This is a genomic window from Stutzerimonas stutzeri (genome assembly GCF_024448935.1).
Taxonomy (GTDB): Bacteria; Pseudomonadota; Gammaproteobacteria; order Pseudomonadales; family Pseudomonadaceae; genus Stutzerimonas; species Stutzerimonas stutzeri_AO.
In genome coordinates, this window is sequence record NZ_JAMOIE010000048.1 from 15,036 (window position 1) to 36,964 (window position 21,929).

Below are 21,929 nucleotides of genomic sequence, written 5' to 3' on the forward strand. Positions count from 1 at the left end.
AGTCACGCATTGTAATGGCTTGCGGTCGGTTTGGGACTGGCCGCCGGGCGAGTGGGGTGCCAGCACCCGCGAGCAGGGTATTACGCCAACCTGCCCTCGGTGGACGGGGCGCGAGTGCACCGGTGGTTCCGTTCCCTCGCGAGTGCGAGGGAACGGTCTGCGGCTTCGTTTACAACGTCAACACCACCTGATGTTGTCCACCATCCAGCGCAAGCCGCACGTACCCGTTTGCGCAATCCAGTGGGCTTTCATCCAGCTGCGCGTGCTGGATACCGCGGTTGGCCTGTGTCGGATTTTCCACGCGAATGGCGTAGCGCGTTTCGCCCAGGGTGATGGTCGCTTCGAAGCCGGGCCACTGGCTGCTGATGCACGGATCGACGATCAACCATTCACCTTCACGGCGGATGCCGAGAATCCCCTCGACGCCGGCGCGGTGCATCCAGCCGGCGGCACCGGTGTACCAGGTCCAGCCGCCGCGGCCGTTGTGCGGTGCGACGCCGTAGACGTCCGCCGCCACCACGTAGGGTTCGACCTTGTAGCGGCGGCTTTCTTCCGGTGTCAGTGCATGGTTGATGGGGTTGAGCAGGCTGAACATGCGGCAGGCCGCATCGCCATCGCCCAGCTTGGCGAAGGCGAGCATGGCCCACATCGCGGCGTGGCTGTATTGCCCGCCGTTCTCCCGCAGGCCGGGCGGATAACCCTTGATGTAGCCCGGCTCTTTTTCCGTCTTGTCGAATGGCGGGGTGAAGAGCAGGGCGAGGCCATCGTCGTCGCGGATCAGGTGGCGCTGCACCGAGCCCATCGCCTGCTTTGCACGGGTGGGATCGGCCGCGCCGGACAGCACGGCCCATGACTGGGCGATGGAGTCGATGCGGCACTCGTCACTGTCCTTGGAGCCGAGCCAGGTGCCGTCGTCGAAGGTTGCGCGGCGATACCACTCGCCATCCCAGGCCTTTTCTTCAAGCGAATCAGCCAGTGCTTGCGCGTGTTTGCGCCAGCGCTCCGCGCGTTGGGCATTAGCCACCGTGCCGCGCTGGTCCGCCAGCGGCGCGAAGAGTTCGATGGTGCGCAGCAGCAGCCAGCCAAGCCAGACGCTTTCGCCCTTGCCGTGCTCGCCGACGCGGTTCATGCCGTCGTTCCAGTCGCCGCCACCGATCAGCGGCAGGCCGAGCTCGCCGGTCAGTTCCAGGCATTGATCCAGGCCGCGCGCGCAATGCTCGAACAGCGGCGCCGCATCGTCAGCCATCATCGGCTGGAAGAAGGCGTCATGCTCGCCGGGCTTGAGCAGCGGTCCTTCGAGAAAGGTGACCGGCTCATCGAGAATCGCCGGATCGCCGGCGACCTGGATGTAGGTCGCGGTGGCAAACGATAGCCAGACACGGTCGTCGGAGATGCGTGTACGCACGCCCTGACCGGAGTGCGGCAGCCACCAGTGCTGCACGTCGCCTTCAGGAAACTGGCGACTGGCCGCACGCAGGATATGGCTGCGGGTGGCCTCGGGCCGCGAGAAGGTCAGCGCCATGCCGTCCTGCAACTGATCGCGGAAGCCATAGGCACCGCTGGCCTGATAGAACGCCGAGCGCGCCCAGATGCGGCAGGCCAGGGTCTGATACAGCAGCCAGCCATTGAGCATGATGTCCATCGTGCGGTCCGGGGTTTTCACCTGTACGGCGCCCAGGGCGCTGCGCCAATGCTCGGTGACCTCCAGCAGCACGGCGTCCAGGTCCGTCTGGCGATATCGTTCGACCAGCGCCCGCGCAGCCTCTGCCGACGGGGATTGACCGATGAAGGCGACGATTTCGATGCTCTCGCCCACAGCCAGTTCGACGCTTGTCTGCAAGGCCGAGCAAGGGTCCATGCCGGCGCCCGTGATACCCGACAGCGGCGCACCCGCGAAAAGCGCTGCTGGGGTAGCAGGCCCACTGTTGCGGCCGAGGAATTCGCTGCGATTGGCGGTCCAGCCGGTTTGCCGACCGCCAAGGTCGGCAAAGGCCACCCGCCCGGGGAAGGCACTGTTCCAGGGGTTGCGCGCAAGGAGCATGCCGTTGCTGTCATCGCGGCCAGTAATGATGAAGGGCGCGTTGGCGCCGCGCGCCGTACCGAGCACCCACTCGCTGTAGCGGGTGACCGCCAACCGGCGCGGCACGGCCGACAGGTTGCGCAGGGTCAGGCGGGAAATCTTGATGGGGTCGGCCAGTGGCACGTACTCCAGCAGGTCCATGGCGATGCCGTCGGCCTGGTGCTCGAAGCGGCTGTAGCCGTGGCCGTGTCGTGCGACGTACAGCCCGCCATCACGAATCGGCTGTGCGGTGGGGCTGAACAGTGCGCCGCTGTCCTCGTCGTGGATGTAAAAGGCTTCACCGCAGGGGTCGGTTACCGGGTCGTTGGACCAGGGCGTGAGCTGGTTTTCCCGGCTGTTCTCGGCCCAGGTGTAGCCGCTGCCCTGCGCCGAAACCTGGAAGCCGAACTGCGGATTGGCGATCACGTTGATCCAGGGTGCGGGTGTGTTGGCGTCCGCTTCCAGCAGTGTCACATACTCGCGGCCATTCTTGTCGAAACCACCCAGGCCGTTGAAGCACTCGAGGTGCCTGGAAATCTCGGCGGCCGATGGACGCGCAACAGCTGACGTCGCCAGTCCGGTCGCTTGGCGCCCGGCAGGACGCGGCGGCAAGACCGGTGCTTGCGATGGAACCAGTTGGTTGGTCAGCTGATTGGCGATCGGCCCGCGGCGAGCGATCAGCGATAGACGAGCCACGCTGCGCAGCAGCGCACGCGCCTCGGTGCTCAGCAGGTCGGCGCGCAGCATGTACACCGTGCCTTGAGCGAGTTCGGCGCCAAACCGCGGGCGCGACTGACTGCTGCGCACGGCGGTTTCGATGGCGATCTGCAGGTCCTGCAGGTAGGAGCTGGCGTGCTCGTTGAGAATCACCAGATCCACCGCCAGGCGCTTCATGCGCCAGTATTCGTGGGCGCGCAGTAGCTGACGTACCTGGGCGATGTCCTGAACGTCGTCGATGCGCAGCAGGACGATGGGCAGATCGCCGGAGATCGAATGCGGCCAGAGGCCGGACTGGGCACCGGCGCCCTGGATGATTGCTGCTGACGGCGCGCGGAACTGCGGGTCTGCATAGAGGATGGGTGCCGCCAGGCGCTGGAAGTCGGCCGCTTCGGCCGGCTTGATGTCCAGGTGACGCAGCTGCACCTGCGCTTGTGTCCAGGCCAGCGTCTTGGCGCGGTCGTAGGCACTGCGGTCGTGGTGTTTCTCGATCAGGTTGAGCAGCTCGTCCCGCGATTCGGCGACCAGGGTCCAGAAGGCCACGCGGGCAACTTTGCCCGGCGCCACCTTGAGGCGGTATTTGAGCGCGAAGATGGGGTCGAGCACGGTGCCCACCGTATCCGACAGCGCCAGCCCTTCGGCAACCACCGCGGCAGTGGCAACGCTTGGCCGCTGGCCGATGAAGCGGGCCCGGTCGGTTTCATACTGCGGATCGGCCACGACTTCACCTTCGGCCACGGCAAAATGTGCGGCCCAGATCGGGCGCTCACCCTCGCTGCGCAGGCGTCGGGTGGCCAGCAGCGCGCCGAACTCGGGCAGGTATTCGGTGACCACGAAGAGCTTGGCAAAGGCCGGGTGCGCGTTGTCGGTGGATGGAGTGGTGAGCACCACTTCGCTGTAGGAGGTCAGCTCGATTTCGCGGGCGTAGGCGCCGCTGTTGACCAGTGATACGCGGCGCACTTCGCCGTCGTCTTCGCCGGAAACCAGCACATCGAGGCTGGTGGACAGGTCGAGATCGTGACGAACGAACTCGGCGCGGTCCTCGGCAAAGATCACCTCATGGCTCAGGGCATCGCTGTCGCTGGGTTGACCGCCAGCTGGCCAGACGCGGCCGTCTGCCGTATCACGGAGGAAGATGAACGAGCCGTAATCGTCACGGCTGGCATCTTCACGCCAGCGGGTCACCGCGATATCGCGCCAGCGACTGTAACCTGCGCCGGCGGCGGTGAGCATCACGGCGTAGCGGCCGTTGCTGAGCAGGTGGGTGACGGGCGCGGCACCGGCCGCAGAGGCGTTCAACCGACGCAGGGCTTGCGGATCGCCGCTGCCCTCGACAGCGCGGATCTTCACTTCTTCGGCGCGCGGATGGGCGATGGCGACGTCACGCGGCATGCGCTCATGCATGAGCAGTTCACAGGCCTGGATCATCGGCTCGCGATGGAAGCGGGCGCGCATCTGCCCGCCCAGCAGGGTATTGCCGATGGCGACGATGGTCATGCCCTGATGGTGAGCCATGTAGTTGCGCACGATGACGAAGGACTGGCCATCCGGCAGTCGCGTCGGGGTGAAGTCCAGTGCCTCGTAGAAGCCGTAGCGACCGACCGCACCCATCTCTGCCATGCGGCGGAAATTCGCTTGTGCGCCCGGAGCGTCGACCATGGTGGCAAGGCCGGTGGCGTAGGGCGCGATGACCAGGTTTTCCGCCAGCCCGCGTTTGAGGCCCAGGCCCGGCACGCCGAAGTTGGAATACTGGTAGGTGAATTCCATGTCGCGGGCGTGATAGGCCGACTCGGACACGCCCCACGGGACGTTGCGATCGTTGCCGTAGTCCTGCTGGCGCTGCACCACCAGGCGGTTGGTCTGCTCCAGCAGACTGCCGGCCGGCGCGCGCATGACCAACGACGGCATCAGGTATTCGAACATCGAACCCGACCAGGAAATCAGCGCCGAGCCGTTACCCAGTGGCGTCGCGGTGCGGCCCAGGCGGAACCAGTGACGGGTGGTCACGTCACCCTTGGCGATAGCGAACAGGCTGGCCAGACGCGCTTCGGAGGCCAGCAAGTCGTAGCAACTGGGGTCGAGGCTGTTTTCGGCCAGTCCGTAGCCGATCGACAACAGCTTGCGTTCGGGGTCGAGCAGAAAGGCGAAGTCCATCCCCAGCGCCATCTGCCGGGTCGTACGGGAAAGCTCGCGCAGGCGGTTCTGCGTGTCGCTCAGCGTATCGCCTTGCAGCTGGCGATCGCGAGCGTGCTCGGCCAGGGTTCGGCCCAATGCATCGATCCAGAATCGCAGGTCGGACGACGCGTCGTCTTCACCCGGCGGGCAGAGTTCCAGGCCAAGGCGAGCGGCCTTTTCGGCCCGTTGCTGGAGCGTCGCGGACAGCGTATCGAGCGCCTGCTCCTCGCCGAGTTGCGCGCTGATCTCGTTGATCAGCTCGGACAGAGGACGGCCACGCTCGCCGCTGGCGGACGGCAGCGCGGTCATGGCCTGGCGAATCAGTGCCAGGGTGTCCTGCAGGCCCGCGCGTGCATTCGGTGCGGTGGGCGCCTCGAGCCATTCCTCGCAGGCATTGGCGAGGGCGATCAGGTGGCCGGCGAGGTTGCCGCTGTCCACGGCCGACACGTAGGGCGGCTCCAGCGCACGCATGTCTTCGGTGGCATACCAGTTGAAGAAGTGGCCGTGGTGGCGCTGCAGGCGACTCATGCTGTCCAGCGCCGCTTCCAGACGGTCGAGGGTCTGCAGGGTGCCGGCCCAACCGAAGTCTCGCGCCGTAATGGCCGAGAGCAGGTAAAGGCCCATGTTGGTGGGCGAGGTCCGGCGGGCGACGACCGGCTTGGGGTCTTCCTGGAAATTATCCGGCGGCAGCATGTTGTCGGCCGGCGTGACGAAGGTTTCAAAGAAGCGCCAGGTGCGTCGGGCGATCAGGCGCAGCTCCTCGGCGTCCGCTTCGGCGAGCGTCTGCCGGGGCGCGATGCGCGGTGAGCGGCTGGCCCACAGGGCGATCGCCGGTGCACCCAGCCAGAGCAGGGCGAAGGGCAGCACCACTGGCCAGGAGCCGGGAGCGATCAGCAGCGCGAAGAGCGCAGCGCCAACGCCCAGGGCCGTGCCGCCGGCCATGCCGCGATAGAAACCGCTGAGCTTCAGGCGCGGGCTGATGGCCGATTGGGCGGCAGTGGTCCATTCCAGCAGATTGCGTCGGGCAGACAGCCGCGACAGCGTGCGGACGATGGCATCGACCATGCGCCAGGCCTGGTCCGGCAAAAAGACCAGGTTCAACCCTGTTTGCGAGGCAGCCAGGCGCAGGTCGTCGCGCAGCCTTCGCAGGTGGCTTTGCACGCAGATGCCGCTGCGGGCGGGCAGCAGTGCAAAGCAGATCGGCAGCACCGCGGGAATGGCCATCGTCGCGAGTATGAGCAAGGTGCCGACCAGCGCGGCCGGGAGAGGCAGCAGCCAGCACAGCGTCAATGCGAGCAGGGTGAGCGGTGCGACCAATGAACGGCGCAGGTTGTCGAGCATCTTGAAGCGGCCGATGTCCGGCAGCGCCTGTTTGCCATGGCGGGCGCCGAAGATCCATGGCAGCAGCTGCCAGTCACCACGGGTCCAGCGGTGCTGGCGCTTGCCGGAGACGTCATAGCGCGACGGAAACTCCTCGACCACCTCCACGTCCGTGGCCAGCCCTGCACGAGCAAAGACGCCCTCGAACAGGTCGTGGCTGAGCATGGTGTTGTCCGGTACCCGACCGGCGAGCGCCGCCTCGAACGCATCGATATCATAGATGCCCTTGCCGGTGTACGAGCCTTCACCGAACAGGTCCTGGTAGACATCGGAAACCGCCGCGGCGTAAGGGTCCATACCACCAGGGCTGGAGAAAACGCGCTGGTAGAACGAGCCTTCGCGACCCACCGGCAGCGATGGCGTGACCCGCGGCTGGAGGATCGCATAGCCGTTGACCACCCGTTGTTCGGCCTCGCTGAAGCGCGGGCGATTGAGCGGGTGCGCCATCTTGCCGATCAGGCGCATGGCGGCATCGCGCGGCAGCCGGGTGTCGGCGTCCAAGGTGATCACATAGCGCACATCGGCGGGCACCTGCTGTGTGCAACCGGCCAACGGCATATAGCTGGTGTCGGTGGCGCCGCGCAGCAGCTGGTTCAGCTCATGCAGCTTGCCGCGCTTGCGCTCCCAGCCCATCCAGCGTCCCTCGCTGGGGTTGAACTGGCGTCGGCGGTGCAGGATCAGAAACCGGCTGCCGCCAGGTGCCGGGCCATAGCGCTGGTTCAGGGCGGCAATGGCGCCAACGGCCACGGCGAGCAGATGCGCATCGCCAGGCATGGTTTCCGCGTCGGCATCCAGCCCATCGGTCAGCAGCGCAAAGGTGAGGTCACCGCCTGCGCCCGCCAGGTGATGCACTTCGATGCGTTCGATCTGCTCCAGCAGGTCCGCTTCGTTGGTCAGCAACGTGGGTACGGCGACCAGGGTGCGTAGAGACTGTGGCACGCCGGTGGTCAGGTCCAGCCCGGGCAGGGTCATGGCACCGAAACGCCAGGTCACCACACGGTTGACCAGGGTGGTGGCCACATCGGTCGTCGGCAGGAATGCGACCGCGGCCAGCAGCGCGAGCCATCCGGCACCCACGCCGACGCTGGTCAGCGCTTGCAGGCCGACCGACAGCAGCAGCGCGGTTACCAGCAGAATCGAGCCGACATAGCCGACGATCCCGAGCTGAATATGGAATCGGCTCAGGCGCAATCCCAGCGGCGGGCTGAAGCCGATGCTGCGTTCGAGAGCGAGGCGGCCCTCGCCGATCAGGTGATAGCCCGGATCGCCCACGCGCTCGTCCTGGGCGAGATCGTGCGTGGGGGCAGCCGCTGCGGCGCTGAGCGCGGCGCCGGCGACGTCCAGTTCGGTCGCGCTGGAGCCACGCGCCAGTTGTTCGATGGCGCTGCGGTACAGGTTGCGGGTGGGGAAATCCATGATGGCGAACGCGCTGCCGGCGCGCAGTCGCGCGTCGACCAGGCTGACGCTCTCGAACAGTTCGGTCCAGTCGATATCCGAGATCAGCCGCATGCTGGTCATCACGTTGCGTACACTGACGTTGGACGCGCCCTGGCGTTGCTGCGAGTGTTGCACCACCTGATCGATGGAACTGTCTTGCTGACCCAGTAACTCTTCCAGCCAGCCCAGAGCAGGTGTGGTGTTCGGGTCCTGGTCGCGTAGCCGTTTGGCCAGTTCCGCCGCGAACACTTCGGACATCGGCGCGCTACCACGCGAGGCAATTTCATCCTCCAGGGCTTTTTTCGCAGAGACGGCCGACAGCAACCGGCTGGCCATGGCATCGGCCGCGGCGCGGGTGGCACGTCCGTCGGTGATCTGGTCGCTCAGCCGACGCAGGTTCTCGATCAGCACGATGCGCAGGGTGATCGCCACGGCCCACAACTCACCGATGCTCAGCGGCTGGACCTGCTGGTAGGCGCTGATGAAGCGGCGCAGCGTCTCGGGATCGAAATGGCTGTCGGTATGGGCGACGAACGCCCAGGCGATGCCGAATACACGGGGATAACCGGTGAAGGGGCCTTCGGCCAGCTTCGGTAACTGGCGGTAGAAGCCCGGTGGCAAGTCGTCACGAATCTCGCGGATCTGCGCTTCGACCAGGTGATAGTTGTCCAGCAGCCATTCTGCGGCGGGCACCACGCTGCGCCCACCTTCCAGCTCCGCGGCGCTGGCGCGGTAAGCTGCCAGCAATACCGCCGCGTTGTCGTTCAGCCGCGCGTGCAGTGGCATGACGGCGGGCGGGCTGTCGGTGACAGGCTGGGCCGCGGCCAGGCTACGGGCGTGGTGTTCCAGCCGTTCGATACCGAACAGCTCGTCGCGCACGGGCGCGCGGTCGTTCCAGAGGGGCGAGCGCTGGTGGCGTCCGAGAATGTGACGGAAAACTGAGGTCATGTGCGCCTGTCCGACTAGCGGATATGGGGGAGCAGGCGTAGAGGCGCCGGATCCTGTCGAGAGGAACCACGGCGGCAAGCTTTCGGAACAACGGGAAACCGGTTGCCGGTTTCTGCCAAATCGCCGTACGGCCTCGTGCATACGCCACACCGCATGGCGGTGTGGCAGAGGCGTCAAGATTCGGCGACCCATGTAAGCGGAAGGGCCTAAAGGCCACCCCGCTTGCAGGAAGTATGCTGTCGCGGTAATGGACTCAGGATACAGCAACGCCGGTTTTATTGTCGGTGCCGGGTGGAGCAGCGACTTGCCCGCGTGGCCATGCAATTTTCACAGGTTGGGTGAACGCCGCTGGTGACGCTGCAATCAATCTGCCTGCCGCCCATGCCAGCCACGGGCACCCAACGGGGATACAGCTGATCGGGCCATGGGGAAGCGAGCGGGCTTCACTGGCGCTGGCTGCACGGTACGAGACGATGCAACCATGGGCGGCTCGCTTCGAACAACTGTGGTGTGACGCATCGGATCAGTGAATGCGTTGGGAGTGACGGCCACTATTGGCCTGAGCAGACCGCTCAAAGACGTTCAGGCAACCGATTCGACCTGGCATGTCGGCACAGGCGATCTCGTCTCCATCGCCGAGAAGCTGGCGGGGCTACAGCGCGGCGCTCACCCCGTGGTAGCGACGATCGAAGTACACCAGCCCGTCGGCACTGGCGCGGCGCCGAAGCGCCAACACCTCGCAGTAGAGGATGTCGTGGGTGCCGACACTGCTGATTTGGCTGATACGGCAATCGAAGGAAGCCACGGCATCCTCGAGCACCGGCGCTCCGGTGGCCCAGGTCGACCAGTTGGCCGCAGCGAAGCGTTCCGCCATGGGCGTCTTGCCGCCAAACAGGTTCGACAGCGCCTGATGGTCACTCGCTAGCGTGTTGATGCACAGGATGCCATTGCCGATAACGGCCGGGTGGGCTGAGGCACTACGGTTGAGGCAGACCAGCAGGGTCGGCGGGTCGTCGGTCACGCTGCATACGGCGGTCGCGGTGAAGCCGGCACGGCCGCTGGGGCCGTCGGTGGTGATCAGGTTGACCGCGGCCGCCAAGCGCGCCATGGCGTCGCGGTAATCCTGCTTGAGCACCGGCGGGGTCATATCGGGTGCGAGGTCGAGTTGAGCCAGTTGCATGGTCGGTTCCCATCAGGCGAGGACGCATGCCCGGTCGAAGGGCAGGCGTGGCAGGCGGTCGCGCAGTTTGCTGGCGTCGCCATAGCCGAGGTTGATCAGGAGGTTGGATTTCCAGCTCGTGCCGGCGAAAAAAGCCTCGTCCAGCGTCTTGGCATCGAAGCCTGACATCGGCCCGGTATCCAGCCCCAGCGCACGGGCGGCGAGGATCAGATAGCCGGCCTGCAGCGAGCTGTTGCGCAGGGCGTTCCCGGTGATCAGTGCCGGTTGCCCCACGTACCAGCTGCGCGCGTCGGCGAAGGGGAACAGCTCCGGCAAGGTTTCGGGGAAGTCTTCGTCATAGGCGACGATGACCGTCACCGGCGCGGCCATGGTCTTGTCCAGGTTGCCCTTGGACAGGCAGGGCGCGAGCTTCTGCTTGCCCTCGGGCGTGCGCACGAAGACGAAGCGGCCGGGGCAGCTGTTGACGGCGGTCGGCCCGAGGCTGACCTGCGCATAGAGTTGTTCGAGCAGGGCATCCGGCACCGGCTTGTCCAGCCAGGCGCTGTGCGTGCGGGCTTCGCTAAATAGCGTGGCGAAACCTTGAGAATCGATGGGTGTAGACATGTTTCGGTATTCCTCAGGCTGCCGCGACCTGGCCGCATCGTTCGGCCAGATAGTCCAGCAGGACTCGGTTGAAGGGTTCGCTGTCGCTGACGCTGGAGGCGTGGCCGCCGTATTCCAGCAATTCCAGGCGCGCGTTGGGCAGTACGTTTGCCATGTGCTGCGAGCGGTTCCAGGGCACCAGCATGTCGTCGCGGTTGGCGATCAGCAATGTCGGCGTCTGGATGCTTGCCAGTTCGGCCTCGATATCGAAGGCCAGCAAGGCCTGGATCCGGCGCAGCAGGTTGGCCGTCGGCGGAAAGTGCGCCAGGGCGTGGGCATCATCCCTGGCGAGTTTTTCGCTGTTGGCGGCGATCCAGTCTGCCGGATACAGAAACAGGGATTGGGCCTGGACATAAGCACCCGGCCCGCTGTCGCGCAGCAGGTTCTGCCGTACGGCGAAGCAGCGCGCGCTGTGCGGGTTCGGGCTGCTCCAGGCGTTGATCAGCACCTGGCTCTGCAGCAGTTGCGGTCGTAATAAGGCCAGTTGTAGCCCGACCAGCCCGCCCAGGGCATGGCCGATGAAATGGCACTGACGGATTTCCAGCGTATCGAGCAGTTCCAGCAGCTCGACAGCCATGGACTCGATCGAGTAGTCGTCAGGCAGATGCGCCTGACTCTTGTTCGTCCCCAGTTGGTCATAGACCAGTACGCGGTAGTCCTGGGACAAGAGCGGCAGTTGCGGTGTCCAGAAGGCACCGGCGCCGCCGAGCCCGGAGCTGAGCACCAGGGTTGGTGCGTCGGTGTCCAGGCGCCCGTGAATTTCGTAATGCATAGCGTACCTCTGCAAAGCTGTTGGCACTTGCGTAAGCGCGCTTGCTTGCGAATCCGCTCATGGTAAAAGCGTTCGCGCGCAAGCTCGCCCCTACGGGGCGCGCGTCATTATCCTACGTGGGCGATGCTGGCGATCTCGATCAGCGCATCCGGCTTCACCAGCCCGCATTGAATGCAGTAGCGCGCAGGCTTCTCGCCGGGGAAGTATTCGGCGTACACCTCGTTGACCTTCGCGTAGTTGGCCCAGTCGGTGAGCATGATCATGTTGAAGGTGACGTCGTCCATGCTGCCGCCAGCGGCTTCGACGACGCCTTTGATGGTTTCCAGCACGTGGCGGGTCTGGGCGGCGGCATCGCCGACATGGACCACGTTGTTGTCCTTGTCGAAGGGCAGGGTACCCGAGACGTAGACCACGCCGTCGGCCATGGAGCCGGGGACGTAAGGGGCGAGTGGTTTGCCGGAGCCGGCGGGGATGATGGATTGCTTGGGCATGTTGGTGATCTCGTGCAAGGCGATTGAGTGCGGCCGCTGCGGGGCGGCGCGTTGTTCGGATCTAGAGCGCGTCGGCAGTGGCCTTGGCGGACGAAAAGGTGCTGCAGAAATCGTCTACCTTCGAGACCCAGCCAAAGAAGGTCTCGATGTTGTACAGCGCGGCCTGCTGGGCGAATTCCGGGCCGGCCTGATGCGTCGCGTCGGCCAGCACCACGCCGAAATACTCCAGGTGGAAGCCGTCACGCAGGGTCGACTCCACACACACGTTGGTGGCGATGCCGGTGAACACCAGGTTGCGGATGCCGCGGGCACGCAAGGTGCTGTCCAGGTGCGAGTTGAAGAAGCCGCTGTAGCGAGGTTTGGGCACCAGGATGTCGCCGGGCTGCGGCGTGAGTTGGTCCACCAGCTGGTAGTCCCAGCCGCCCTTGGCCAGCAGCGTGCCGGCCAGCTCCGGGCGCTTGCGCATGGTTTTCAGCGCGTTGGACTTGTGCCAGTTGGGCGAACCCGGGCCGCCGGCCTCGACGTACTGGTGGTCCCAGCCGTTCTGCAGAAAGATCACCTGGATGCCGGCTGCTCGGGCTGCGGCCAACGCCTGGCGGATCTTCTCGATCACCGGCCCGGTGCTCGACACATCGAAGCCCGCCAGATCCAGGTAGCCGCCCTTGGTGGAATAGGCGTTCTGCATATCCACCACGATCAGCGCGGTTTCGCTCGCCTTCATCGCCAGCGGCTCGGGGCGCGCCGGCAACTTCAGCGCCTCGCCAGGCGCCTCCAGGCCATAGCCGGAAAAGGATTCGACCGCGTTCATCAGGCGCTCTCCTTCAGCGGCTCGATATGGCGGCGGCTCTGCATCAGCGGCTGGATCTTCTGGCCGAAGGCCTCGATGCCCTCGATGAAGTCATCGAAGGTCAGCATCACGCCCTGCATGCCGGGCACCGTGGCGATCTCGTCGAGCATCTTCGCGACATTGGCGTAGGAGCCGACCAGCGTGCCCATGTTGATATTCACCGCCGAGGTCGGGTCGGCCATCTGCCGCACGTTGGTGTCGTTGCCCGAGGTCTTGTCCGCCGCGCCCTGTTCGCCCAGCCAGGCGATGGCTTCCTGATCCGCGCCGGCCTTGTAGTGTTCCCACTTGGCGCGGGCGGCTTCATCGGTCTCGTCGGCGATGACCATGAACAGCACGCAGGAGGTCACGCTGCGGCCGGTCTTCTCGGTGGCCTTGAGCAATCGCTCGGTGGCCGGGGCGAAGGCGGTCGGGGTGTTCACGCCCTTGCCGAAGCAGAAGTTGTAGTCGGCGTACTTCGCCGAGAAGGCCATGCCAGCGTCGCTGGAACCGGCGCAGATGATCTTCATGTCCGCCCGGGGCCTGGGGCTGACACGGCAGTCCTCCATCTGGAAGTGCTCGCCCTTGAAATCGCTGCGCCCGGTTTCCCAGAGGTCGCGCAGCACCTGGGCGTATTCGCCGAGGTACTGGTAGCGGGTGCCGAAAAACTCGTCGCCCGGCCACAGGCCCATCTGGCTGTACTCGGGCTTCTGCCAGCCGGTCACCAGATTCACGCCGAAGCGCCCGTTGGAGATCGAATCGATGGTCGAGGCCATGCGCGCGACGATGGCCGGCGGCAGGGTCAGCGTGGCGGCGGTGGCAAACAGCTGGATCTTGCTGGTCACCGCGGCGAGGCCCGCCATCAGCGTGAAGGATTCCAGGTTGTGCTCCCAGAACTCGGTCTTGCCGCCGAAGCCGCGGAGCTTGATCATCGACAGCGCGAAGTCGAAGCCATAGCCCTCGGCCTTCTGCACGATGGCCTTGTTCAGTTCGAAGGAGGGCATGTACTGCGGCGCGTTCTCGGAAATGAGCCAGCCGTTGTTGCCGATCGGAATGAAAACACCAACATCCATGGGTAGCACCTCTGTAAGCCGTGGCTGAAAGCGCTGCCCGAACAGGGCGGGCAGGGTCAGGAATGCTTTAGCAGGATGCAGGCCAAAAACGGTTTCCCATTCATTTTCAATCGCTTGGGCTGTTTTAAGCAAAACGAATGGACCATTTGGTCCGAATCAGAGCACCTGGTTTGTGCGCGCTGCATGCCTGATGTGCAAAAAATGCGCAGCGCTACGGTCGGCCGACGTCGTTCGTGCGTGGTGCCCTCGCCCCGCGCTACAGTAGCTGCCCGTTTGACCCCGACCGGTAACGCAGTGACAGACCAGACCCCAACACCCCCGCGCCGGCGCCTGACCGCCAGCAAGACCGTCAAGGCCAAAGGCGCCTTGCGCGAGCCCAGCGCCAGCGCGCTCAACCGCCGCACCCGCCTGATCGAGAGCAAGCGCGCCGCGATTCTGCAAGCCGCTCTGGAGCTGTTCTCCCGCTTCGGTCTGCACGGCACCAGCCTCGATCAGGTCGCGACGCAGGCCGATGTCTCCAAGACCAACCTGCTGTACTACTTCGGCAGCAAGGAAGAGCTCTATGTCAACGTCCTGCGCCAGTTGCTCGACGTCTGGCTGCAGCCGTTGCAGGCGTTTTCGGTCGAGCAGGATCCGATCGAAGCGATCAGCGATTACCTGCGCGTCAAACTCGAGCTCTCCCGCGACCATCCCGCCGAATCGCGCCTGTTCTGCATGGAAATCATGCAAGGCGCGCCGCTGTTGCTGAGCGAGTTGGAACAGCCTTTGCGTGACCTCGTGGAGAACAAGGTCGCGGTGATCCAGGCCTGGATCGACGCCGGCAAGCTCGCGCCCATCGCGCCGCATCACCTGATCTTCTCGCTCTGGGCGACCACACAGCACTACGCCGACTTCCGCGTGCAGGTCGAGGCCGTGGCCGGCAAGACCCTGGATGATCCGGCGTTCTTCGAAGAAACGCTCAAGAGCCTGCAGTCATTGATACTCAACGGAGTTCGGCCGCGCTGACGGCGCCTCGGGCTCCGTCAAGGAACCCGAACCATGAGCAAACCGCTGATCTCCTGGCCGCTGAATCCCGGCCGTACCGCTGTAATCGTCGTCGACATGCAAAAGGTGTTTTGCGAACCGACTGGCGCGCTTTATGTGCCGGCCACAATCGCGATCATCCAGCCGATCGCTGCACTGCTGGCGTGCGCCCGTGCCGCGGCGGTGCCGGTCATTTACCTGCGCCATGTGGTGCGAGGCGATGGCCGCGATACCGGCCGGATGCGCGACCTCTAACGGAAGCAACGGGCCGTAGGATGGGTGCAACCCATCAACTGACGATTTTGCAACGACGCCTGCAGTTCCACGCCATCCCCCTCTCCTCCAGGAGAGGGCCGGGGTGAGGGCTTGCCTGTACAGCGGAGCAGGAAGGGGGCTCGCCTGTAGTGTAGGCGCGGCCTGCGCCTGCGCCTGCGCCCGTCGCACGAATCGCGCAGCCCGCAGCGGCCTTTTTCCGCGAGCAGAGCTCGCTCCTGGAAGGGGACGCGGGCAGGGAGACGCCACTGCCTCGCCCGCTTTTCGTGCCGTGCGCACAAACCAAGTGCTCCGGTTCGGATCATTTGATCCAGGTTTTTTCCGGCGCTGATTGCAACTTCTTGATTTGCGGAGGATTGGTCGAGTGGCACAGATTCTGCTCAGTCGCTCCTGTCAAGCCCTCCGGCTGCCGGAAGACGCCGCTCGATGGGCTCGCACGCAAGAGGCCGCTTTCTCCCGAAAGCCCCACGACCTTCCGCTTCGCCTTCCACAGGAGTGCGTCAACATGACTTTGCGGCATGTGCCCATCATCGACCTCGCCCCCTATTTCGCCGGCACGGAGCAGGGCAAGGCCCAGGTCGCCAGGGCCGTGGACCAGGCCTGTCGCGACATCGGCTTTCTGGTCATCACCAATCATCAGATCCCCAGTGAACTGATCGAGCGCGTGTCGCGGCTGACGCGGCAGTTCTTCGCCTTGCCGTTGCCGGAAAAGCGCAAGGTCGACCGGCCCAGCCCGGAAATGGTGCGCGGCTACAGCGCCATCGCCGAGGAGAGTCTGTCGTACTCGCTGGAAGAGGCGTCGCCGGGTGATCTCAAGGAATCCTTTTCCATCGGCCCCAGTGATGTGCCGGATGAGGACTACTACCGCTGCGCGGCCGCCGGCCCGCATTTCGCGCCGAATGTCTGGCCTAGCGGTATCGACGGTTTCGAGCAGGCCTACCGCGAATACTTCGCCGCCATGAGCGAGCTGTCGCAATCGCTGATGCGGATTTTCGCCCTGGCGCTGGCACTGCCGGAAACCTTCTTCGATGACAAGATCGACAAACACATCAGCATGTTCCGCAGCCTCAGCTACCCGGACGTGAAGGGTGCGGTGGAGCCTGGCCAGATGCGCGCGGGTGCCCACACCGACTACGGCAGCCTGACCATCGTCAAGCCGGACAACGCCTTGGGCGGCCTGCAGGCGCGCAATCGGCAAGGCGAATGGGTGGACGTGCCCTATGTCGAGAACGGCTTCGCGGTGAACATCGGCGACCTGATGATGCAGTGGACCAACGATCAATGGATTTCCACGCTGCACCGGGTGGTCAACCCGCCGCAGGACAGCCCCGCCGACAGCGGGCGCCAGTCACTGGTGTTCTTCCATCAGCCCAACTACGACGCGCTGATCGAGTGCCTGCCAGGATGCTGCAGCGACTTCGCTCCGCCGCGCCACCCCCCGGTCACCTCCGGCGACAACCTGCTCTCCAAGTTCGTCAAGCAGACCACTTTCGGCAAAGGCCTGGAGGTCGCATGAACACACTCTCCTACGTCAATGTCTTCGCCCGCGACATCGAAGCGCTGAGCGGCTTCTACCGCGAGCTGTTCGGCTTCCGGAACATTCCGGAGATCGCCTCGCCGATCTTTCGCGGACTGGATACCGGCAAGAGCTGCATCGGCTTCAACGCACCGGAGGCCTACGAGCTGCTGCACCTGGAGGAGTTCACCGACACCCGCGGCTGCAAGTTCCTGCTCAACATCGATGTCGATTCGAAAGAGGAGGTCGATCGCCTGGTGCCCATCGCCCGCGCGATGGGCGCGACGCTGATCAAGGCGCCCTACGAGACCTATTACCACTGGTATCAAGCCGTGCTGCTGGATCCGGAAAAGAACGTGTTTCGCATCAACCACATGCTTTGACGTGCCAACCTCAGGAAGACCCAAGATGCTCAATCAGATGAAACGGACCTTATGTGCGGCGGTGGCTCTCGGCCTGGCTGCGACTGTTGGCGCCGCCTCGGCGCAGGAAGGGCAGGGGCTGACCCTCGATAAACCGGCGAAGATCGCCATGCTCTACATCAGTCCGCGCAATGACGGCGGCTGGACCCAAGCCTTCGACGAGGCGCGGCAGAAACTCGAAACCGAGCTGGACACCAAGATCCAGTATGTCGAAAGCGTGCCGGAGAATGCCTCGTCCATCCGCCCGGCGGTGGATCGGCTGATCCAGCGCGGCGCCAACGTGATCATCGGCACCGCCTTCGGCTACTCGGACACCTTCAAGGAGCTGGCCGACAAGTACCCTGACGTGGCCTTCCTCAACGGCTCGGGCACCACCAACAGCGCCAATCTCGAATCCTTCTACGGCCGCACCTACGAAAGCCAGTACCTATGCGGCATGGCCGCGGGCGCGGCATCCAAGACCGGCAAGCTCGGCTTCGTCGCCGCCAACCCCTTCGGGCAGGTGAATTGGACGATCAATGCATTCGCCCTCGGCGCCCAGGCGATCAACCCGGACGCCACCGTCACCGTGGTCTACACCGGCGCCTGGAACGATCCGGTCAAGGAACGCGCCGCCGCCATGGCGCTGATCGATGCCGGCGCCGATGTGCTCGGCCAGCACGTCGACAGCCCGACCCCGCAGATCGTCGCCCAGGAGCGCGGCGTGCACGGCACCGGGCACCATCGTGACATGCGCGAATTCGCCCCGGACGCCACCGTCTGCTCCTCGGTGTGGGTGTGGGACAAGTTCCTCGCTCCCGAGCTGAAGAAGATCAGCGCCGGCAACTGGACGCCACCGGAAAACGGCGCGCTGCTGTCCATGGCCGAAGGCGGCACCGATGCGGCCTGCTGCGGCCCGGCGGTTTCCGAAGCGCACAAGGCGAAGATCATGGCCGCCCGTGAAGAGTTGGTCAAAGGCGAGAAGAAGATCTACGCCGGCCCGATGCTCGACCGGGACGGCACCGAGCGCATCGCCGCCGGTGAGGTCATGCCGGACCCTGAGCTGTGGCAGATGGACTGGTTCGTCAAGGGCGTGGTCACCCAGCAATGAGCACCCTCAACGCGATCCAGCTGACCGGGGTCAACAAGTCGTTCGACGGCTTCATGGCCCTGTCCCAGGCGGACTTCACCGCCAAGTGGGGCGAGGTGCACGCGCTGCTCGGCGAGAACGGCGCGGGCAAGTCGTCGCTGATGAACATCGCCGCCGGCCTCTACGCACCGGAAAGCGGATCGCTGCTGATCAATGACAATGCGGTACGGCTCAGCGGTCCGCGGGATGCGAGCCGCTACCACATCGGCATGGTTCACCAGCACTTCAAGCTGGTGAAGCCGTTCAGCGTGGCCGAGAACATCCAGCTGGCGCTGCCCGAGGGGCCCGGTAATCACGCCTTTTCGGGCAGCCACCGCCAACGTCTGGCCGCGTTGGAGCAGCAGATCAGCGAGAAGGCGGCTGAGCTGGGCTTTGTCATCGATCCGCGCAAGGTCACCGAGTCGCTTTCCGTGGCCGAGCAGCAGCGGGTGGAAATTCTCAAGGTACTGCTGGCCGGTGCGCGGATATTGATCCTCGACGAGCCGACGGCGGTGCTCACCGATCAGGAAGCCGAGCGCCTGCTGGAAACGGTGCGCGCCTTTGCCCGCCAGGGCGCGGCGGTGATCCTGGTCACCCACAAGATGAGCGACGTGAAACGCTTCGCCGACCAGGTCACCGTGATGCGCGGCGGGCGCACCCTCCAGACCCTCGATCCGCAAACGGTCTCGGTGCCCGAGCTGGTGCGCCTCACCGTGGGCGAATCGGCCCCGGCCAGTGAATACCAGCCGGCTACGCCGGGTGAGGTGCGGTTGCAGGTGCGCGAATTGCGTTCGTCAGGCGCGGACGGACATGGCGCGCTCAATGGCGTGACGCTGAACCTGCGCGCCGGCGAGATCTACGGCATCGCCGGCGTGGGCGGCAACGGCCAGAGCGAACTGGCGAACGTGCTGATGGGGCTGCCTGAGCGCTGCGAGGGCTCGTTGGAATTGTCCGGTTTTGGTGATCTGCGCCGGGCCAGCCCTGAACAGCGCCGGGAGTTGCGCATTGCTTCCATTCCGGCTGATCGCTACGGCACGGCGTTGGCGGGTGAGCTGTCGGTGGCCGAGAACTTCGGTGTCGGGCAGATCCACAGCGGGCGCTACGGCTCATTCTTCAAGCTGCGACGCAAGCGCCTGGAGGCCGAGGCCGCCGAGGCGGTGGCCGGGTTCGATGTGCAGGGCGTGCGCTCGCTGAAACAGAAGGCCGCGCTGCTCTCCGGCGGCAATGCACAGAAACTGGTCATCGCCCGGGAATTCTCCCGCGACCCGCAACTGGTGCTGGTGCACAGCCCCAGCCGCGGGCTCGACGTGCGCGCCACCGCCGCCGTGCATGCCCGCCTTCGCGCCGCGCGCGATGCCGGCGCGGCGGTGCTGGTGATCAGCGAAGACCTGGATGAAGTGCTGGCTCTGGCCGATCGCATCGGCGTGATGAACGCCGGGCGCATCGTCGCCGAATTCAACCGCCCCGCGGATCGCCAGGCCATCGGCAAGGCGATGGTCAGCCATGGGGAGCTGGTTGATGGAGATCTGGACCAAGAGGCGCCCGCTCATGGCGAAGCGGTGGATGGGCTCGGTGTCAGAGAGCCGGTCGAATGAATTCGACCCTACAGGTATCGACGATACGGATGATCGTACAGGTGTCCCAACGATGCGGATGAGCCGAACGGTAGGGGCGAACTTGTTCGCCCAATGCACCGTAGCCCCGCCGGGCACGGTGCCCGAGAACCGGTCGAATGAATTCAACCCTACAGGTAGCTCAACAATGCGAACCACGCGAGAGCCATGAATGAACAGGTACGCCCCGTGATGCTGGAGCAGGCCGCGCCGATGGCTAAGCGCCCGAAACAGCCGCTGCTGTCGCGGCGTTACGCCTTGGAGGTCCGCCAGCAACTGGCTTGGCACTGGCAGGCGCTGATCATTGGCCTCGCCCTGTTGCTGGGGCTGGGCATCTCCGCGGCGATTCTGGTGGCCGCCGGCGTACCGGCCGGCGAGTTGCTCAACGAATTCGTCATCATGACGGTGTTCGATGCGCAGAGCCTCACCGCCGTGCTGTTCCAGGCATCGCCGATGATCCTCGTCGGCCTCGCCGGCTGCATGGCCTTCCGCGCCAAGTTCTGGAACCTCGGGCTGGAAGGCCAGATGATCTGGGGCGCCATCGGTGCCACGGCGATCTCGCTGTTCCAGGTCGGCCCGCCCGCGCTGCGTCTGCCGTTGATGCTGGCGGCGGCAATCTTCTGCGGTTTGCTCTGGGCGCTGGCGCCGGTGCTGCTCAAGCTGCGGCTGAAGGTCAATGAGATCATCTCGACGCTGATGCTCAACTACCTGGCGATCAATTTCCTGCTGCACCTGCTCTACGGCAGATGGAAGGACCCGAAGAGTTCGTTCCCCTATTCGCCGCAGTTCCAGCCGTTCGAGCGCCTGCCCGAACTGTTCGACGGCATCAGCGCGGCGGTGCCGCTGGCCGTGGTCGTCGCGCTGCTGGCGTTGTGGTTCCTCGGCATTTCCCGCGCCGGGCTGTACCTGCGCTTCGTCGATGCCAACCCGCGGGTGGCCGGCGCGGTGGGCGTGCCGGTGCAGAAGATGATCATCGGCACCGTGCTGATTTCCGGCGCCATGGCCGGGATTGCCGGCTTTCTGGTGACGGCGGGGCAGGAGGGGCGGCTGACGCAGTCGTTCTACCAGGGCTACGGCTTCTCCGGCATCCTCATCGCCTTTCTCGCGCGTAACAATCCGGTGGCGGCGCTGGTGGTGGCGTTGCTGATGGCGATGCTCTTCGTCGCCGGGCGCAGCCTGCAGGTGTTCTACCAGATCCCCTTTTCCATGGTGCAGCTGATTCAGGCGATCCTGGTGATCTGCGTCGCCTCGTCGGATTTCTTTATCCGCCACCGCATCCGCCGCGTTCAGGGAGGCGAAAGCTGATGGACATGATCGCCAACTGGCTCGGCAATACGCCGGACTTCGCCGTGCCCTTCGCCCTCGCGGCGCTGGGGCTGATCCTCACCGAACGTGCCGCGGTGCTGGCGCTGGGGGCCGAAGGCCTGATGCTGGTCGGCGCGCTGGCTGGGATCGGCGCACAGCTGGCCTATGGCATGCCGGGGATCTCGCTGTTGCTGGCCATGGGCGCGGCGGCGGTGGTGTCGCTGCTGTTCGCGCTGATGGTGCTGGTGCTGCGCATCAACCAGGTGATCGCAGGGCTGGCGCTGGTGTTCTTCTGCCAGGGCTTGACCGGCCTGCTCGGCACGCTGCTGGACTGGACCAACAAGCCGGTCAAGGGCCTGGGCGCGATCGAGCTCTGGCCACTGTCGGAGCTGCCGCTGCTGGGCAAGCTCTTCGTGCAGAACCCGCTGGTGTTCATGACGCCGCTGATCGTGCTCGCCGTGGTCGCCTTTCTCACGCGGACCACCACAGGCCTGCGGATGCGCGCCGTCGGGGAGAATCCGCAGGCGGCGGATGCGGCAGGGATTTCCGTGCTCGGCTATCGGCTGGCGGCGATTCTCGCCGGCTCCGCGCTGATCGGCCTGGCGGGCGGCTATATCTCGGTGCTCAGCACCAAGCTGTGGATCGCCGACATGACCGGCGGGCGCGGCTGGATCGCCGTGGCGCTGGTGATCTTCGCGCGCTGGTCGCCGTGGAAGGCCCTGGCCGGTGCGCTGCTGTTCGGTTGCATCGAAGCGCTGATCCCGCAACTGGCCGCCGCCGGCGTGCGCCTGCCGCAGTACTTCGTGCTGATGACGCCCTATGCGGTGACGCTGGCCGTGATGATCTGGGTCGCCAGTGGCAAGAACGTGACGGGCAATCAGCCAGGGGCGCTGGGCATTCCCTTCATTCGGGAGGAGCGGCGCTGAGCACACCGGGAGTGCCAGGGCCGACGCTTCGCGCGCACGGCGCTAC

The 21,929-nt window shown here is 65.3% G+C and carries 14 protein-coding genes and 1 pseudogene; 8 read left to right on the top strand and 7 right to left on the bottom strand.

Going from position 1 to position 21,929, the window contains the following annotated elements; all coding sequences use genetic code 11:
* Positions 1-169: 169 nt before the first annotated feature.
* The 7 genes from NA637_RS14485 to rutA all read right to left on the bottom strand — a co-directional run bounded on the left by NA637_RS14485 (position 170) and on the right by rutA (position 13,697).
* Positions 170-8,716 carry a GH36-type glycosyl hydrolase domain-containing protein gene (locus NA637_RS14485; protein ID WP_256073120.1) on the bottom strand — a complete coding sequence of 2,849 codons (8,547 nt, stop codon included), beginning with the start codon at positions 8,714-8,716 and terminating at the stop codon, positions 170-172.
* Positions 8,717-9,368: 652 nt separating this feature from the next.
* Positions 9,369-9,896: an NADH-dependent FMN reductase RutF gene (rutF, locus tag NA637_RS14490; RefSeq protein WP_256073121.1), complete on the bottom strand. Its 528-nt coding sequence runs from the start codon at positions 9,894-9,896 to the stop codon at positions 9,369-9,371.
* Between the two features lie 12 nt (positions 9,897-9,908).
* Positions 9,909-10,499 (bottom strand): malonic semialdehyde reductase, encoded by a 591-nt coding sequence (locus tag NA637_RS14495; protein WP_256073122.1) that lies wholly within the window; start codon positions 10,497-10,499, stop codon positions 9,909-9,911.
* A gap of 13 nt (positions 10,500-10,512) precedes the next feature.
* Positions 10,513-11,310, bottom strand: coding sequence for a pyrimidine utilization protein D (gene rutD / locus NA637_RS14500; protein ID WP_256073123.1), 798 nt, complete (start codon positions 11,308-11,310; stop codon positions 10,513-10,515).
* A gap of 107 nt (positions 11,311-11,417) precedes the next feature.
* Positions 11,418-11,801 carry a pyrimidine utilization protein C gene (gene rutC, locus NA637_RS14505; RefSeq protein WP_256073124.1) on the bottom strand — a complete coding sequence of 128 codons (384 nt, stop codon included), beginning with the start codon at positions 11,799-11,801 and terminating at the stop codon, positions 11,418-11,420.
* 61 nt (positions 11,802-11,862) lie between these two features.
* Positions 11,863-12,609 carry a pyrimidine utilization protein B gene (gene rutB, locus NA637_RS14510; protein ID WP_256073125.1) on the bottom strand — a complete coding sequence of 249 codons (747 nt, stop codon included), beginning with the start codon at positions 12,607-12,609 and terminating at the stop codon, positions 11,863-11,865.
* On the bottom strand, positions 12,609-13,697 hold the full coding sequence (gene rutA / locus NA637_RS14515; protein WP_256073126.1) for a pyrimidine utilization protein A: 1,089 nt from the start codon (positions 13,695-13,697) through the stop codon (positions 12,609-12,611). Before rutA ends, rutB begins: the two co-directional genes overlap by 1 nt.
* Before the next feature lie 294 nt (positions 13,698-13,991).
* Between rutA and rutR the strand changes: the two genes are divergently transcribed.
* The 8 genes and pseudogenes from rutR (at position 13,992) to NA637_RS14555 (ending at position 21,883) form a co-directional block, all read left to right on the top strand.
* Positions 13,992-14,702, top strand: a complete 711-nt coding sequence (gene rutR, locus NA637_RS14520) for an HTH-type transcriptional regulator RutR (RefSeq protein WP_423836733.1) — start codon at positions 13,992-13,994, stop codon at positions 14,700-14,702.
* Positions 14,703-14,735: 33 nt separating this feature from the next.
* Positions 14,736-14,972 (top strand): annotated as a pseudogene (locus NA637_RS14525) (isochorismatase family protein); the annotation flags it as partial.
* 526 nt (positions 14,973-15,498) lie between these two features.
* Positions 15,499-16,509, top strand: coding sequence for an isopenicillin N synthase family dioxygenase (locus NA637_RS14530; protein WP_256073127.1), 1,011 nt, complete (start codon positions 15,499-15,501; stop codon positions 16,507-16,509).
* Positions 16,506-16,892, top strand: coding sequence for a VOC family protein (locus NA637_RS14535; protein WP_256073128.1), 387 nt, complete (start codon positions 16,506-16,508; stop codon positions 16,890-16,892). Before NA637_RS14530 ends, NA637_RS14535 begins: the two co-directional genes overlap by 4 nt.
* A gap of 25 nt (positions 16,893-16,917) precedes the next feature.
* Positions 16,918-18,021, top strand: a complete 1,104-nt coding sequence (locus NA637_RS14540; RefSeq protein ID WP_256073129.1) for a BMP family ABC transporter substrate-binding protein — start codon at positions 16,918-16,920, stop codon at positions 18,019-18,021.
* The gene (locus tag NA637_RS14545; RefSeq protein WP_256073130.1) at positions 18,018-19,634 is read left to right on the top strand and encodes an ABC transporter ATP-binding protein; all 1,617 of its coding nucleotides are present in this window, start codon (positions 18,018-18,020) and stop codon (positions 19,632-19,634) included. Before NA637_RS14540 ends, NA637_RS14545 begins: the two co-directional genes overlap by 4 nt.
* A 186-nt stretch (positions 19,635-19,820) precedes the next feature.
* Complete coding sequence (locus tag NA637_RS14550) at positions 19,821-20,957, top strand: ABC transporter permease (protein WP_256073131.1); 1,137 nt, start codon at positions 19,821-19,823, stop codon at positions 20,955-20,957.
* Positions 20,957-21,883, top strand: a complete 927-nt coding sequence (locus tag NA637_RS14555) for an ABC transporter permease (protein WP_256073132.1) — start codon at positions 20,957-20,959, stop codon at positions 21,881-21,883. The genes NA637_RS14550 and NA637_RS14555 overlap by 1 nt, the downstream gene beginning before the upstream one ends.
* Positions 21,884-21,929 lie beyond the last annotated feature (46 nt).

Coding starts and splice junctions, on each gene's coding strand:
- NA637_RS14485 (WP_256073120.1), bottom strand. CDS start 8,716: ATGACCTCAGTTTTCCGTCACATTCTCGGACGCCACCAGCGCTCGCCC.
- rutF (WP_256073121.1), bottom strand. CDS start 9,896: ATGCAACTGGCTCAACTCGACCTCGCACCCGATATGACCCCGCCGGTG.
- NA637_RS14495 (WP_256073122.1), bottom strand. CDS start 10,499: ATGTCTACACCCATCGATTCTCAAGGTTTCGCCACGCTATTTAGCGAA.
- rutD (WP_256073123.1), bottom strand. CDS start 11,310: ATGCATTACGAAATTCACGGGCGCCTGGACACCGACGCACCAACCCTG.
- rutC (WP_256073124.1), bottom strand. CDS start 11,801: ATGCCCAAGCAATCCATCATCCCCGCCGGCTCCGGCAAACCACTCGCC.
- rutB (WP_256073125.1), bottom strand. CDS start 12,609: ATGAACGCGGTCGAATCCTTTTCCGGCTATGGCCTGGAGGCGCCTGGC.
- rutA (WP_256073126.1), bottom strand. CDS start 13,697: ATGGATGTTGGTGTTTTCATTCCGATCGGCAACAACGGCTGGCTCATT.
- NA637_RS14530 (WP_256073127.1), top strand. CDS start 15,499: ATGACTTTGCGGCATGTGCCCATCATCGACCTCGCCCCCTATTTCGCC.
- NA637_RS14535 (WP_256073128.1), top strand. CDS start 16,506: ATGAACACACTCTCCTACGTCAATGTCTTCGCCCGCGACATCGAAGCG.
- NA637_RS14540 (WP_256073129.1), top strand. CDS start 16,918: ATGCTCAATCAGATGAAACGGACCTTATGTGCGGCGGTGGCTCTCGGC.
- NA637_RS14545 (WP_256073130.1), top strand. CDS start 18,018: ATGAGCACCCTCAACGCGATCCAGCTGACCGGGGTCAACAAGTCGTTC.
- NA637_RS14550 (WP_256073131.1), top strand. CDS start 19,821: ATGAATGAACAGGTACGCCCCGTGATGCTGGAGCAGGCCGCGCCGATG.
- NA637_RS14555 (WP_256073132.1), top strand. CDS start 20,957: ATGGACATGATCGCCAACTGGCTCGGCAATACGCCGGACTTCGCCGTG.